The 16500-nt window shown below is 46.4% G+C and carries 11 protein-coding genes; all 11 read left to right on the top strand.

The window, feature by feature from the left end; translation table 11 throughout:
• Positions 1-82 precede the first annotated feature (82 nt).
• The 11 genes from ppc (at position 83) to KKZ03_RS10030 (ending at position 15966) form a co-directional block, all read left to right on the top strand.
• On the top strand, positions 83-2875 hold the full coding sequence (ppc, locus tag KKZ03_RS09980; protein ID WP_243221337.1) for a phosphoenolpyruvate carboxylase: 2793 nt from the start codon (positions 83-85) through the stop codon (positions 2873-2875).
• A 224-nt stretch (positions 2876-3099) separates the two neighbouring features.
• Entirely contained in the window at positions 3100-5202 is a 2103-nt protein-coding gene (locus tag KKZ03_RS09985; protein WP_243221338.1) for a peptidase domain-containing ABC transporter, read from the top strand.
• Positions 5195-6505, top strand: a complete 1311-nt coding sequence (locus tag KKZ03_RS09990) for an HlyD family secretion protein (protein WP_243221339.1) — start codon at positions 5195-5197, stop codon at positions 6503-6505. Before KKZ03_RS09985 ends, KKZ03_RS09990 begins: the two co-directional genes overlap by 8 nt.
• Positions 6506-6646: 141 nt before the next feature.
• Positions 6647-8593 (top strand): TolC family protein, encoded by a 1947-nt coding sequence (locus KKZ03_RS09995; protein ID WP_243221340.1) that lies wholly within the window; start codon positions 6647-6649, stop codon positions 8591-8593.
• A 622-nt stretch (positions 8594-9215) separates the two neighbouring features.
• Positions 9216-10151: an acyl-CoA desaturase gene (locus tag KKZ03_RS10000; protein WP_243221341.1), complete on the top strand. Its 936-nt coding sequence runs from the start codon at positions 9216-9218 to the stop codon at positions 10149-10151.
• Complete coding sequence (locus KKZ03_RS10005) at positions 10151-11392, top strand: NAD(P)/FAD-dependent oxidoreductase (protein ID WP_243221342.1); 1242 nt, start codon at positions 10151-10153, stop codon at positions 11390-11392. Before KKZ03_RS10000 ends, KKZ03_RS10005 begins: the two co-directional genes overlap by 1 nt.
• Positions 11389-12156: a DUF1365 domain-containing protein gene (locus KKZ03_RS10010; protein WP_243221343.1), complete on the top strand. Its 768-nt coding sequence runs from the start codon at positions 11389-11391 to the stop codon at positions 12154-12156. The genes KKZ03_RS10005 and KKZ03_RS10010 overlap by 4 nt, the downstream gene beginning before the upstream one ends.
• Before the next feature lie 16 nt (positions 12157-12172).
• Complete coding sequence (locus tag KKZ03_RS10015; RefSeq protein ID WP_243221344.1) at positions 12173-13435, top strand: cyclopropane-fatty-acyl-phospholipid synthase family protein; 1263 nt, start codon at positions 12173-12175, stop codon at positions 13433-13435.
• Positions 13425-13964: a DUF2878 domain-containing protein gene (locus KKZ03_RS10020; RefSeq protein WP_243221345.1), complete on the top strand. Its 540-nt coding sequence runs from the start codon at positions 13425-13427 to the stop codon at positions 13962-13964. The genes KKZ03_RS10015 and KKZ03_RS10020 overlap by 11 nt, the downstream gene beginning before the upstream one ends.
• The gene (locus KKZ03_RS10025; RefSeq protein WP_243221346.1) at positions 13957-14724 is read left to right on the top strand and encodes a DUF1295 domain-containing protein; all 768 of its coding nucleotides are present in this window, start codon (positions 13957-13959) and stop codon (positions 14722-14724) included. Before KKZ03_RS10020 ends, KKZ03_RS10025 begins: the two co-directional genes overlap by 8 nt.
• 210 nt (positions 14725-14934) lie before the next feature.
• Positions 14935-15966 (top strand): cyclopropane-fatty-acyl-phospholipid synthase family protein, encoded by a 1032-nt coding sequence (locus KKZ03_RS10030; protein ID WP_243221347.1) that lies wholly within the window; start codon positions 14935-14937, stop codon positions 15964-15966.
• Positions 15967-16500: the final 534 nt, after the last annotated feature.

The following is a 16500-nucleotide window of genomic DNA, read 5'->3' on the forward strand; positions in this document are numbered from 1 at the left end:
AAAATAGTAAGATTACCTGGCAACGCTTTTTAGTCAGCCGTTTGTTAGTCGATCAAACCCCTAACTGTAAGGAATCCAAATTGTGAATATAGCATCCGATGATAAAGAACTCCGCCACTCGATCCGCTTGTTGGGATCTTTACTGACACGGGTATTGAATACTCAGGTTCGACCGGAAATAGCGGTTGCAGTCGAGCAATTACAACGTCGCTTTACCGGCATGTTACGTGATGGAAGTCTGCCCAAGCGTCGGCATCTGCTGGAAGCGGTAGAAGGACTGGATACCGACGTTATCAGTGAGGTGATACGCGTATTCAATCGCTATTTCAGCCTGCTTAATATCGCCGAGGAATCTTATTACCTGAAGCTACGCAGGCAGCAACAGAGCGGTCACTATTGGAAGGGTTCTTTTCATGACACCTTGTTGGCATTAAAAGAATCGGGAGTAACAGCGGATAAACTCCAGGTATTGCTGGACGAATTGTTGTACTTGCCGGTCATGACTGCGCATCCGACCGAGGCCAAACGGCGAACTGTCAAGAGTGCCTTACGCAATGTGTTTCTAACCCAGGAAGCTTTGGGTGATAACCGCTTGAAGGGTTATTTACGTCGAGAAGTGCTGGATCGGTTGCAATGTCAAATTCAATTGTTGTGGAAAACTGATGAAGTGCGCACCCGCAAGCTTGGGGTGGCGGACGAGATTGATGCCGGTTTGTTCTATTTTTCACTGTCATTGTTCCAGGCGACGGCGCGTGTTTACCGCAATTTTGAGCGCTCTTTGAGTGACGTATACGGTGAAGAAGTGGCCCGACAAATTCGTGTGCCCAGCTTTTTACGCTTTGGTTCCTGGATAGGTGGTGACCGCGATGGCAATCCCAATGTCACATCGGAAACTACGATTTTGGCCTTGCGGCTGCAAGCACAAGTTATTTTGCAGGAATACATTCGTCGATTGGATGAGTTGCGAAATCAGCTTTCTCATTCTGATGGGTTATGTGAACTCTCCTCGGGTTTTGTCGACAGTCTTGAGGCCGATCGAGCCATGCTGGGTGAAGCGGTAATCAAACTGGAAAAGGCTTATTTACAAGAGCCTTACCGCCATAAGCTGGTGCTGATGAAGTATCGTATGGAATGCGCCCTGATACAGGTACAACTAAACTTGCGCGGTGAGCCTGAACCGCCGAACAGGCATGCTTATTCAGGTATGACCGAGTTTGTGAGTGATCTACGCTTGATCGATACGTCCTTACGCGGTCACGGCGATGCGAATATTGCTGATCTGGAATTGCACGACTTAATACGTCTGGCTGAAACCTTTGATTTTCATTTGATGCAACTGGATGTACGTCAGGAATCAACCCGTCATACCGATGCTGTGGCAGATATTTTGGCAGCTACGCTGGGGCTGGATTATCACGCTTTATCTGAGAACCAACGCCTTGAGTTGTTGAGCGAAACCATCGCTGCGCCGGGTGGATTGATGTTTAATAAGGCTGTGCTGTCTGCTGCTACCTGCGAAACGTTGGAAGCGTTTGAGGTTATGGCACGCATGAGACGGGAAATAGGCCCGGATTGTTTCGGCAAGTATGTAATTTCGATGACCCACAACGCCAGTCACATTATGGAGGTGATGCTGTTGGCGGCACAAAGCGGTTTGGTTGGCCGCCTTGGCGGTCATTGGCATTGCCATATTGGTGTTAGTCCGTTATTTGAAACCATCGATGATCTGGACAGGATTGAAGAAGTACTTACTCAATTGTTTGATAATAAGACTTATCGTGAGTTGCTGAGAATTTCAGGTGACAGTCAGGAGATTATGCTGGGGTATTCCGATTCCTGTAAAGATGGCGGCATTCTGGCTTCAGCCTGGGGACTGTCGCGAGCACAACGGCAAATAATCACCATCACTGAACAATACGGGTTAAAATGTCGTCTGTTTCATGGTCGTGGCGGTACGGTAGGACGCGGCGGCGGCCCAACTCATGAAGCTATCCTGGCGCAGCCGCCGGATACTGTGCGTGGGCAGATTAAATTTACCGAGCAGGGTGAGGTGTTGTTCTACCGTTATAACAACATGGAAACCGCTATTTATGAATTAACAATGGGTGTCACCGGGTTACTCAAAGCCAGTGTTAGCCTGGTGCAACCGGTGCTGCATGATCGTCCTGAAGATTTGGCGGTGATGGATGAGCTGGCACGAATCGGCGAACACAGTTACCGCGAACTGACCGAGCGTACCCCCGGATTTCTGGATTACTTTTACGAAGCAACACCGGTCAGCGAAATTGGGGGTCTCAATATCGGTTCACGGCCGTCACATCGTAAAAAAGGTGATCGCTCAAAAAACTCGGTCCGCGCCATTGGTTGGGTATTTTCGTGGGCACAATCGCGGCAGACTTTTCCCGCCTGGTACGGCATCGGTATAAGTCTTTCAACCTGGTGTGCAGGCAAACCGGAGCGTCTGGAAACGTTGCGAGCCATGTATCGGGACTGGCCGTTTTTTCGCAATCTGTTGAGTAACGCCCAAATGGCGCTCAGCAAATCCGACATGAGCATTGCCAAAGAATATGCGGGGCTGTGCGTTGATCCGGAAACCGGCAAGAGGGTTTATGGCTTGATTGCCAGTGAGCATCAACGTTGTGTGGAGTGGATTTTGGAGATTGCCGAAACCGATCGGCTGTTAGCCGATAACCCGGCCTTGGCCGCTTCCTTGAATCGCCGGAATGCCTATCTGGGGCCACTCAATTATCTTCAGGTCTTTTTGTTGCGCAAATTAAGGGAAATTGACCCGGAGCATCCGCATGACAGTCCCTGGATGAAGCCACTATTGCGAACCATTAACGCTATTGCAGCAGGAATGCGTAATACCGGCTGAAGTAGGGTTTTTGAAGCGAAAAGCGGCTATCAACTTAAGCCGGTATAGATACTATCCCTGGAAAGGATGGTATCTATAAGATTATCCTGCTTTAGTGGTAGTCCGAAAAGTATCACCAGTATCCGCTTTTGCTTAAGGTGATGTCCAAGAATAAAAAGACCAGTAAGCTGGGACTATTTTTGTAGGAAATAACTTAAGTTACTAATAACAGGATTTTGGTTCAGATGAATATTGCCAACGACGACAAGAATAATCAGCTGCGTAAACAAGCCAGGGAAACATTGCTCGGTTTTCTGCTGGGATTATTAGAATTAGAAACCGGATTACCCAAGTCATTGGATCGTTTCATTTGCCTGGATTCCGATGATGAGCTGAGTAATCTGTCCGATAGTGCTGAAAATATTGGCTTGCGTATGGAACGTGTGGTTTTGACTCCAGGCAAAGCAGCCGAGGCATCCGCTGCACAGACACCACTGGTGGCGCGTCTTTCCAATGGCCACGGCTGGCTTATTGTCTATGGCTTTCGTGCCGGTCAGGTGCGCGTAGCCTTGGTGCAAGGCGAGATGATTGAAGAGCGCCGAATCAGAGCCACCGCTGTAAGCGAGCTGTTGGGGTTGTCTGGCGGAGAGCTTGGTGAGTGGTTATTGGTTCAAGCGCAGGCACCGCTTGCCAATGCAGTCAGTCAAGATCATCACAAGCATCTGTCACCGTTACATCGGCTTATTGAGCTAATGCGTGCCGATCATGCTGATTTATGGCTGGTGCTGGGCTTGGCCTTGGGTTCCGGTTTGCTGGCTCTGGCTTCGCCGGTTGCAGTGCAGGCATTGGTCAATACGGTGGCAATGGGTGGCATGGGACAACCCTTGCTGGTGTTGTCGACTATCCTGTTTTTCTTTCTGACGTTCGCCGGCGGCGTTTATGTGCTGGAATCATATCTGGTGGAAATTGTGCAGCGACGTGTTTTTGTACGTCTTGCTACAGATTTGGGTTGCCGCTTGCCCAAGGCGCGGCATGATACCTACCAGCAGCATAATGGCGAGGAGTTGGTTAATCGTTTTTTCGATGTACTCACGGTACAGAAAGCCGGTTCCTCATTGCTTCTGGACGGCTTGAGTACAGTGGTTCAGGCCTGTGTCGGCCTGATAATGCTGGCTTTTTATCATCCGTTTTTGCTGGCCTTTGACGTTGTGTTGTTATTATCGATCAGCTTCATTATTTTCGTGCTGGGACGTGGTGGTGTCGCTACCGCCATTCAGGAATCTTTGTCCAAGTATGCCTTGGTTGCCTGGTTGGAAGTTATTGCCGGTAATATGCAAACGTTTAAATTTAACGGTGGACCCGAACTGGCAGCCAAGCGAACCGATATACTGGCACTCGCCTATCTGGATGCAAAGCGTAACCATTATAAGGTATTGCTACGTCAGATTATTGGTTCGGTGACTTTATATGCGGTAGCCAGTACGGCTTTGCTGGCTATCGGTGGGTATCTGGTTATTGATGGTCATCTGTCTCTGGGGCAGTTGGTGGCTGCCGAATTAATCGTGTCTTCGGCACTTGTTTCGCTGATCAAGTTCGGCAAGCATTTGGAAGGTTTTTACGATTTGATGGCCGGTGCTGACAAGATTGGCCATTTACTGGATTTGCCAATCGAACGTGAGTATGGCGTTAAGCCTGTTATGACCAGTCCGGTATCGCTTGAGGTACGTGACTTATGCTTCGGTTTTGGCGCTAAACGACCGGTATTTGCCAATCTTGGTTTTTACGTTCAGCCGGGTGAAAAAGTTGCGGTATTTGGTCGTTCAGGAAGTGGTAAAACTACGTTGGCGAATTTTTTGTGTGGCCTGCAGCAAGCGGCAAAAGGATCTGTTGAAATAAACGGTGTCGATTTGGGCAGTTTGCGCCTGGAAGTCTTGCGTAGCAGAATTGCCGTGGTTGGCCGCATAGAAATCATTGAAGACAGTCTCTTTGAAAACGTTTGTCTCGGGCGGTCAGAACTTGGCCTGGATGAGGTAAAGCTGGCGCTGGAGGCAGTTGGTCTGCCGGGAGAAATTGCTGATCTGGATACTGAACTTGGCCCAGGTGGTACTCCTTTATCGGCTACTCAGGCACAACTGTTGATGATGGCTCGGGCGATTGCAGGCTCCCCTGCTTTATTGATTTTGGACGGAATTCTTGACGATATTGATGAGGTTACGCTGCGCGGTATTATTCCTGTGCTGTTCGCTAACGATGCACCTTGGACAATGCTGATATTGACTGGTTCGGCAACGGTTGCCAGCCTGTGTGGACGTGTGCTGAATTTACAAGAGGTTGATGTCCATGCTTGATTCACCTTCTCGCCTTTCCGCACTCTCTATTGCACACACCCCACGCCTGATCAGTTTGTTGGCGCGAGCCGCTGTCTGGCTGTTTTTGTTAACGCCATTTGCTTTACTGCTGACACCTTGGCAACAAAATATTACCGGCACAGGACGGGTTACCGCCTTCGCTCCAATCGAACGCCAGCAGAATGTCGATGCACCGGTTTCCGGCCGCATTGTGCAATGGCTGGCAAAAGAAGGAAGCAAAGTAAAAGCTGGCGACGTACTGTTGGAAATTGTTGACGTTGACCCCGACCTTCTTAAACGTATGGGTCAGCAGCGTGAAGCTGCTGCCGCCAAACTGGTGGCCAAGGAAGAGGAGTTAAGTTCTTATCGTCTACAGATTGATAATCTGGTTGCAACCCGTGATTTACAGGTTGCCACTGCGCAGTACCGGTTGGACGTGGCTCGCCAGCGAGTTGTTGCTGCTAATGAGGCGATAGCTTCAGCGCGTGCAACCTTGGAGGCTGCATCCGTTCAGAGCGAGCGATTGCAACGGTTACTGGTCGATGGGTTGGTGTCGAAACGTGATGTTGAGATTGCACAACGTGATGGAATTGTTGCCTTGCGTAATTTAAACAGTGGTCAGGCTGCGTTGAGTGGAGGCTTGTCTGAGCAGCGTGCCACCGGAACCGAGATCGGACGCATTCGTGCCGATGCCCAGGCACGCATCGACTCGGCCAGTGCTGCGGCCAACAAAACTCAAAGTGAACTGGAAGATAGCCGTACCAGCTTGTTGAAAAGTGAGGTTGATTTGTCGCGTCAACAATCACAAGTGGTGAAAGCTCCACGCGACGGCAGTGTCTTGCGCCTTTTAGTTAATCCGCAAAGCGATATTGTTAAACAGGGCGATCCTTTGCTGGTTCTGGTGCCGGATCCGGACGTCAAGGCTGTGGAACTCTGGGTGGATGGCAACGATGCCGTTTTAATTATGCCGGGCCGCCATACACGCTTGCAATTTGAGGGTTGGCCAGCCCTGCAGTTTGCTGGTTGGCCTGAAGTGGCAGTTGGTACTTTCGGTGGTACCGTTGCCTTCGTGGATGCTACCGACGATGGCAAAGGCAAGTTCCGGGTGCTGATTATCCCTGATAAAACTGACCAGCCTTGGCCGGCAGAGCGATTTCTTCGTCAGGGTGTGCGTGTTAAGGGTTGGGTATTGCTTAATCGCGTCACTATGGTCTATGAACTTTGGCGTCAGTTGAATGCTTTTCCGCCACAACTCACGCCGGAAACTCCGGTGGCTGATTTGGCTCACAAAAAATTGAAATAACCAGTTATGAAACGATTTTTACTTTTCTGCCCCAATGATGCTGTTTCGAGGAAAAACAGGCGTGTTTTTTATTTTGCGCATCCCTTTTGGATGTTCTTGCCGGCGTTAACCTCTTGTCTCGCCGCTATAGGGAACGGCGGCATGAAAGTTTTCCCCTTAGGTCTTTTGCTTTTGTTGCCCTTGCTGACTGCTTGCAGTTATTACTTTGACAACGGGCTTGATAGACATTTGGAGCGCCGCGTTGAGGAACGCCTCAACAACGATGAAGGGCTGCCGTTGAAGTTGCTTTCCAAAACTTCGCCGGTTAGTATCGAGCAGGCCTTGCCTAAGTTCAGGGAGGGCAGGCTCCCAACCAATAGAACTGTGCCGCTTGTAAAGCCGATACTGAGTGGATCTGAAGTGCTTGATGATCCTGCAGGATTGAAACCCTCGCCTAAAGCCGTTAAACAGTTATTCCTTGAATCGGTGCAAACCCCGGAGATGGAAAAGGCTCTTGCGTCAGAAAAGCCTCCTGTATTGGCAAAGTCTGTCATAAGCGGTGCGTCAAACCTTAATGCCCGGCTTATCCCAAAAACTCAGCCCGAAAGCAGCAAAAAGTTGTCGATTAGCGATGCAAGAACGTTGGCACTGGAAAATAATTTGGACTTAAAAATTGCCCGGATTGATCCCAAGATTGCGGCTACAGTAATGAGTCAGGAAGAAGCGAAATTTGACGATCTTATTTTTGCCCGCGTCAAATATGGCAGCAAGAATACTCCCGCTCAAAACCTCGATGTAGTGACGTTTACCCCGGCTGATCCGGACCAGTCGTCACTGAGCGGTCAAGTGGACAAGTTGACTGCTGTCCCGCAGCTCACCCAAATTATGGAAATGGATACCGGTGTGGTCATTCCTTTACGAACGGGTGCCAAAATCACTCTTAGCGTACCCTTCGATGAAAAAAAGCAGTTTAAGGGAGTTGCCTCTGATCAATATCTAAATGCGATGCGCTTTTCCATCAGTCAGCCTTTGTTGCGTGATGGCGGGATTGATAACAATGTCGCCAGTATCCGTATCGCAGAGTACGAACAACAGGCCGTGGATGTGAAGACCCGCTTGCAGGCTATTCGGGTACTGGCCACTGTCGAACGTGCTTATTGGGGGCTTTATGTCGCTTGGGGCGAGTTGGAAGTGCGTCTTCAGCAATACGAAAATGCGGCAGAAAATTTAACGATGGTTAAAAAGCGCGTAGCGGCAGGGCTAACAGCTGCAGTAGAAATTAATCGTGCCGAAATTGGTGTAGCTGAGCGAATGGAAGGGCTGATTGTTACAGAAACCACACTCAAGCTTAAAGAACGCCAACTCAAGTTATTTCTTAACGATCCTCTGTTGGATCTGGATTCGTCTATTCTTTTGATTACGGAATCCTCGCCAACTCTGGTCGAATTTAAATTTGACCGCAAACAATTGGTACAGCGTGCCTTGACTGGACGGCTTGAGTTGCTGGAACTGGAGCTAAAGCTCGCTGCCGATCTGACCAAGATAGACTATCTGCGAAACCAAACTTTGCCAATGTTCATGCTTGACTATAGCTATGCTTCGCTGGGACGGAGTTCATCGTCTTTTAGCGGTGCTTTTGACCAGACAACTGGTGGGGACTATTCCGACTGGTCGGTGGGAGTACGCATGGAAATGCCGCTTACCAACGAAGTGCGTCGTGCCAAGCTGGATAGGGCGGTACAGGAACGCCTGCAACGTTTAACGACCGCGCAGCTACGGGAGCTCAATGTGCGTCGGGAAATTTATGATGCCCTGGATCAGGTAGGACAGAACTGGCAACGTATTTTGGCTACGCGTCAGAATGTTTTGCTCGCAGGGCTAAACTACGATGCAGAGCTAAAGCAATTTCGTGAAGGCTTGCGAACCATGACTGAAGTACTGGAAACCCTCACTCGCCTTGGTGAGTCTCAACTACGTGAAGTACGTGCGATTGGTGACTATCAGGTTGCGATTATCGACCTTGCTTTTGCTACCGGCACAACGTTGGGTCATAGTCGTGTAGGTTGGGAAACACCAGCAAAAGGCAGCCAGGAAGCCAAGGCAGACTGAATTTTTCCAAGGCTATTTTTTGTAGTCGGGCAGGTCTTACACGCTCTACATAAGAGTAACAAAACATATCAGGGTAACTATATGACCGAAAAAAGGACCTGGTATGATAAAAAATGAACAGGATAAATATTCTGTCACGTTATTGACGTATGCAAACGTTATGTTACGTTAAGGATTGTAGGGGTTTTAAAAGTTGCAATCCAGGCAGATGCAGCTAATGCTTTAGAAGTATTAACAATGATCCTGATTTTGACTGTCGATACCTGTGTAAATAATGCGTTTTTTTGACTGAATAACTTGGGTGATTTCCTGAGAATAACCTAAGTTTACCGGTCTTTTTATTGTTTTACGCTGCTGTCAAAATAGTTACTTAGTGTGTCACGTACCTGTCTTTTCGCCTCGGCAACTGCTCTTGCAGTGGTTGTAAATAAACAATAATTCCGCGTCACTTAGGGTTATTAATTTTTCGATATTACCTTAAAAATAAATCATTTATTTTAAGCATATTTTTTAAAGAATGACTTTTTATCCGGATTACAGGAGTGACTTTAGTCATCCTGAAAGCAGTCAGAATCCCCTTTAAATTAAATTTTCTTAAATAATCACAACTGTGGAGTAGTTGATGTCTTTGCAAGCAATAGTGTCCAAAGTGCTTATTTGGTTTGATAACAGCAATGTAAAAGTCGCTGATAATGTGGGTGAAGCGATTGACTGGATGCGGGTAATTCCTTTTATTGCCATGCATTTGATCTGTTTACTGGTTTTGGTAGTAGGCGTTAGTCCGGTGGCGTTATGGGTAGCTTTGGCTTCTTATCTCGTGCGCATGTTTGCCATTACTGCTTTTTATCATCGCTATTTTTCTCATAAGGCATTTAAAACCAGTCGATTCTGCCAGTTTTTGTTTGCGCTGTTGGGGGCAACGGCAACCCAGCGAGGTCCTATCTGGTGGGCATCGCATCATCGACGTCATCATCTTTATTCCGATACCGATAAAGATATTCATAGCCCCAAGTTTGGTTTTTTATGGAGCCACATGGGCTGGTTTTTATGCCTGAAAAACTTTACGACACAGGAAAAATGTGTCCGTGATCTGCTTAAATATCCTGAACTGGTTTTACTGGATCGCTTTGACAGCATTATTCCCATACTTTATGCCTTGTCCATGTTGTTTTTAGGCATGTATCTGGAACAGGCTTTTCCGGAATTACATACCAATGGCCCGCAAATGTTGATTTGGGGTTACTTTGTGTCGTCCATAATATTGATTCACTGCACCTTACTGGTTAATTCTTTGGCTCATGTAACAGGAAGCAAGCGTTATGAAACCGGGGACGAGAGCCGCAACAACCTGTTTATAGCGATATTTGCATTAGGTGAAGGCTGGCATAACAATCATCATCATTATCCAGTATCGGCCAGGCAAGGATTTTTTTGGTGGGAAATTGACATCAGTTATTATTTGCTTCGTTTAATGTCGCTATTGGGTATTATCTGGGATTTACAGCCAGTTCCGGCTAACCGGTTACACTCAAACCTTATCAAAAAGGTACCGTTATAATGAAGATAGCTATTGTCGGTAGTGGTATTTCAGGGCTTTATGCAGCGCACTATTTAAGTAAACAGCATCAAGTTACCATGTATGAAGCCAATAGCTATCCGGGTGGCCATACCGATACACATACGATTACTTTGGCCGGGAAAAACTATGCCGTTGATACCGGATTTATTGTTTTCAACGAACACAATTATCATTATTTCTGCCGATTTTTAAATGACTTGGGTGTTGCTTCGCAGTCGTCTGCTATGAGCTTTAGCGTCACTAATGCACTTACCGGACTTGAGTACAACGCGACTACCCTGGATAAACTGTTCTGTCAGCGCCGTAATTTATTACGCCCCTCATTTTATCGTATGGTCAGGGATATTTTGCGTTTTTACCGTGAAGCACCGGCACTGTTAAGTAGTACTGATGATGTGTTGACGCTAGGTGACTATTTACAGCAACAACATTACAGCCAAATTTTTATCGATGACCATATTCTGCCAATGGCTTGCGCTTTATGGTCTGGCCCACCGGACGTGGTAAAAAATTTCCCTGTCCGGTATTTTGTCGCTTTTATGGCTAATCACCAAATGCTGAAAACCGACAACAGACCTGAATGGCGAACCGTTTGCGGTGGTTCTTCAAAGTATATTGAAGCTTTTATGGAGCAATTTAACGGTGATTTGCGGCTTAATTGTCCCGTACAGGAAATCACTCGAAACAAAACCAACGTGACCATAAAGACTTCAGGCGGTGAGCAACAATATGATCATCTAATTTTGGCCTGTCATAGCGATCAAGCTCTGCGTTTATTGCAGGATGCCAGTGCAAACGAAACTGAAATTTTAGGAGCGATGACTTTTCAGGAAAATGATGTGGTGTTGCATACCGATGCCGGTTTAATGCCGAAGCACCCTAAAGCCTGGGCTAGCTGGAATGCGCTTAAATTAAGCGAAACCCAGGCACGGTGCACGGTAACTTATTATATGAATATGCTGCAAAATATTGCTGCACCAGAGCCTTTATTGGTGACTCTTAACTGTACCGACCGAATTGATCCTGCAAAAATATTACAGCAGAGAAGCTATCATCATCCGGTTTATAACCCGGCCAGTTTGGCGGCACAAAAACGGCGTACTGAAATTAACGGCTGCAATAATACTTGGTATGCCGGTGCTTATTGGGGCTGGGGCTTTCATGAAGATGGTGCCAAAAGCGCTCAGGAAGTTATTGATTTGATTGATCAGCAAACATGACGGGTTTAAATAGTAGATTATTCCAGGGCTGGATTCGTCATCGTCGTTATTTGCCTAAAAAACACAGCTTTAAATATCCTGTTTTTATGAGTTGGCTAGACCTTGATGAGTTGGACCAAGTGAGTGCAACAAGCCCTTTTTGGTCTTTAGAACGCTTTAATCTGGTTGGTTTTTATCGTAGCGATTATTTGGATAATATCGAGCCAAATTTATCCGATGCTGTAAAAAACCGTATCCAGGCACAGACCGGCGAGTCTTTTAAAGGGCGAATCTGTTTGTTAACGCATTTGCGGTTTATGGGTTTCGGTTTTAATCCGGTGAGTTTTTATTTTTGTTTTCCCGAAGGTAGCGAGTATCCCCGTTTTATTCTTGCAGATATTAATAACACACCGTGGAATGAGCGTTACTGCTATGTGCTGGATGCCGGTGAAAAGCCGTTACATAACAACAAATTGACTTTTGAATTTGATAAAGAGTTTCATGTTTCCCCGTTTATGCCGATGCAGCAACACTATCGTTGGCAGTTTGGGATACAGCAATCAAACCTGACCATTCATATGCAGTTGCAGCAGGATAACGCCTGCTGTTTTGACGCGACGTTACAGTTAAAAGCACAGGCAATGACGCGCCTTGCCATGCGTAATGTACCTTTACGTTATCCTTTTTTGACGTTGTCCGTAGTCCTGTCGATTTATTGGCAGGCTTTGCGTTTGTGGCTAAAAGGTGTGCCTTTTTATGGACACCCTGATAAAGAATCCGAATAGAAATATTGAGAATACTATGAGTGCAGTTACTGAAACGTTAAGCAAGGCTCCGACACGAATTGATTTACTGTTACGCAAAGCGTTTCTGGATAAACTTGCCCGTTTGGAAAATGCCGTATTAACGGTATCAGATCCTTTGGGTGAAGTGGTCTTGGGCTCCAAAGGCGATGATGGCTTACAAGCCAGAATTGAGGTTATGGATATGAGTTTTTATCGGCAAGTGGCGCTGGGTGGTTCTGTCGGCGCAGCCGAATCTTATATGGATAACGGCTGGCAGGCAGATGATCTGTGCCAGGTTATACAAATACTGGTGCGCAATCGGGACTTGCTCGATAGCATGGAAGGCGGGTTGGCCATGATGGCTAACCAGTTGCTTAAATTATGGCATTTTGCCAATCGTAACTCTCAACAAAACAGCCGAAAAAATATAGCGGCGCATTATGATTTGGGTAATGATTTGTTTGCCTTGTTTTTGGATCAACATGGCATGTATTCATCCGCCACTTTTTATCCCGAGGAACAAAACCTGGAACGGGCTTCTACCGCCAAACTGGAACGTATCTGTCAGAAACTGCATTTACAACCAAGTGATCATGTGCTGGAAATTGGTACCGGTTGGGGGGGCTTTGCAACTTATGCTGCCAAAAACTATGGCTGCCAAATAACCACGACCACTATTTCCAAAGAACAATATCAGGCAGCCAAACAACGTATTGCCGATGCCGGTGTGGCAGATCGCGTGACGGTGTTGATGGAAGATTACCGTGAGTTAACCGGTAGTTATGACAAACTGGTTTCAATAGAAATGATAGAAGCGGTAGGGCATCATTATTTGGATACCTATTTAAAACAGTGTGCGGCTTTGTTAAAACCCAATGGTTTAGGCTTGATTCAAGCAATTACCATTGAAGACAGATACTACTATCAGGCTTTAAAAAGCGTGGATTTTATCAAGCGTTATATTTTTCCCGGCAGTTTTATCCCCTGTGTAAGTGTAATTGTCGCCAGTGCTTCACGTTGTACAGATTTACGGTTAATTAATCTTGAAGATCAGGGCGAAAGCTATGCCTTGACCTTAAATAGTTGGCGAAAACGTTTTATGGCGGCGCTCGATCAAGTCAGGGCACAAGGTTACAACGAAGAGTTTATCCGTATGTGGGAGTTTTATTTGTGTTATTGCGAAGGCGGTTTTAAAGAAAAATCAATTTCCAATGTGCAATTATTATTAGCCAAACCCGGCAATCGTCGTCAGCAATGGTTACCCGCTTATGAATCTTAACAACGGAATCAACATGCTGTGGATGCAGGCCTTATGGTTTGGTGCCATTATCGGCGCGGCTCAACAACTGTTTTGGCTGGCTCCGGTTGTGCTGGCTGGTTTTATTTTCTGGGAATTTCGCCCTGCCAGACGAGTACATGGCGATGTTCAGTTAATGCTGATAGCCGTATTAATAGGCCTTATCCTGGATACGACTTGGGTAAAGCTCGGCTGGATTGATTACGCGGATAACCTGGATTTATCGGAGAGAGCGCCGTTATGGATACTGCTGTTATGGGCGGGACTGGCATTAACACTTAATCATTCTTTGGCCTGGTTACAATCACGGTTGGTGCTTGCCGGCGTATTAAGTGGTTTAAGCAGTCCTTTATCTTATCTGGGTGCGGCACGTTTGGGGGCAGTAGATATTGTCAGCGAATCCTGGTTATGGGCTGTGGTGCTGGGTTTTAGCTGGGCAGTTACCGTGCCGTTACTGCTTTGGTTGGCGAGATATTTAAAACTAAAAAAAGAGGCGCAACAGCATGTGTAGTCTGACTGTTCTGGCAGTAGTTAGTGTCGTGGCGATGGCCTTGGCCTGGCTCTGGCAAAAAAAACATAGCAATGCCGGTATTGTTGATGTCGTCTGGGCTTTTGGCATGATGGTTGCCGGACCCTGGTATGCGTTAACAGGTTCCGCACCGTTGTTGTTAAAATTGAGTTTGGGCATACTGACGTTTAGCTGGTTTTTACGTCTGGGAAGCCATTTACAGCGCCGCGTGTTTTCAGAAGCTGAAGACGGTCGCTATCATGCCATGCGTAACGCCATGAAGGAGCATGTCAACCTGGGGTTTTTTGCCTTTTTTTTAGCGCAGGCCGGATTTATCTGGGTATTATCGTTACCTTTTTGGGCGGTTGCCCAAAATACGCAAGTACAAACTCCACTGGTTTTTGCCGCCCTGCTGCTTGCCGCTTTAGCCTTATATGGCGAAACTACTGCTGATCAGCAATTGGCTGAATTCAGGAATAATCCAGAAAATCGCGGCTTAACCTGTCGCAAAGGCTGGTGGCGGTATTCCAGACACCCTAATTATTTTTTTGAATGGCTGCACTGGTTTGCTTATCCGCTGATGGGGTGGGGCGGTGATTACCAATACTGGTTATGGCTTGCTCCTGTATTGATGTTTTGTTTTTTATATTTTTTTACCGGCATTCCGTTTACCGAACAACAAGCCTTGCGTACTCGTGGTGACGATTATCGCTTGTACCAGAAAACCACCAGCCTGTTTTTCCCGTGGTGGCCTGCTACTTGAATATAAAAGCCATAGTCCACGAAAAACACGAAAGACATGAAAATTTTCAAATAGTTACCTGATTTTTATCAGGGTTTATAAGCCCTGTCATGCTTCGTTACTACTCCAAAGTAACATTGAACCGACTGTGATTTTTGTGCTTTTCGTGGAAAACCAGTCTTATCAAATGCCAATAACAGTTAAAAAATACTACACAAATACAGGAAGATCATGAGTCTTATTAGTCTTGCAGAACATAAATTATTACCCGATAATCTGATTCGTTTCGGCATCAAAAGATTGTTAAAACAACGTTTACACGATGAATACGCCAATGATCCCGAGCAACGCAACCTGCGCTACCAGCAATTACTGGAAAGTCTCAGGCAAAGCCCGATTGCGATAGAAACCGGCGCTGCCAATGCCCAGCATTACGAAGTGCCTGCTGCTTTTTACCAATACGCACTGGGCTCACATCTTAAATACTCGTCTTGTTACTGGGATGAGCAAACTGAAAATCTTGATCAGGCAGAAGCGCGTATGTTGGCTCTCACAGCGGAGCGTGCCGAACTAAAAGATGGTCAGCAAATACTGGAGCTGGGTTGTGGATGGGGGTCATTGACCTTATGGATGGCAGAGCATTTTCCGGTTAGTCATATTACCGCCGTTTCCAATTCCAACAGTCAACGCGAATACATACAGCAACAAGCAAAACAGCGCGGGTTGGATAATATAGAAGTTCTTACCTGTGACGTTAATCAACTGACGTTTGATAAGCAATTTGACCGTATTGTCTCGGTAGAAATGTTTGAACACATGCGTAATTATGACAGCCTGTTAAGTAAAGTTACCGGTTGGTTAACAATGAACGGCAAGTTGTTTGTGCATATTTTTTGTCATAAGCAGTTGGCTTATCCTTTTGAAACAGAGGGGGAAGATAACTGGATGGGGCGCTATTTTTTTACCGGCGGATTGATGCCGGCACAAGATACCTTGTTGCATTTTAAACAAGATTTACAGCTACAGCAGCAATGGGACTTATCCGGTAGTCATTACCAAAAAACAGCCGAGGCCTGGTTGGATAATATGGATCAACATCAACAGGAAATTCTTGCGGTATTTACCAATACTTATGGCGAAAAACAGGCGCATATCTGGCAGCAACGCTGGCGCATATTTTTTATGTCTTGTGCAGAATTGTTTGGCTATAGCGAAGGTAATGAATGGCGGGTAGCGCATTATCTTTTTGTTAAATCCATCTGAATACCTTCCCGATTGTTATCTCACTGCCTTAATTTTCTGTAGGGCGCCTCGTGCCTGCAATATAAGCAAAAGCCTGATGGGGTTTGTAACCCCGTTACTCACATATTGAAAGCTTTTAAACGTTCCGGTCAGGATTGCATATCCAGACCGGCATCAGAGATGGAATCTGTAAGCCTTTAAATCATTTATCCGGGAATCTATGGATACAATGAGGCTGTTGCCAAATACCTGAAATATCTGTCAGCAGGGTGCTTTTGAGTATAGTCGAAGGGGAAACGGGGATGTCGGTGGCTGGCCTGTCGAGCTACAATTAATCTCGACGATATGCTTGAAGATGATTATGGGGTTAAAAGCGTAACAGGACAATAACCCTGTCACGTTTTGAAAAACTATTAAATCCTTTAAACGTTCCGGTCAGGGTTGCAAACCCAGACCGGCATCGTTGTTAATTTACGGCCAAAAGCGTGACGGGGTTTGTAACCCCGTTACTCATGTTTTAAACACTATTGAAACCTTTAAACGTTCCGGTCAGGG

This window comes from Methylobacter sp. S3L5C (assembly GCF_022788635.1).
Lineage (GTDB): Bacteria > Pseudomonadota > Gammaproteobacteria > Methylococcales > Methylomonadaceae > Methylobacter_C.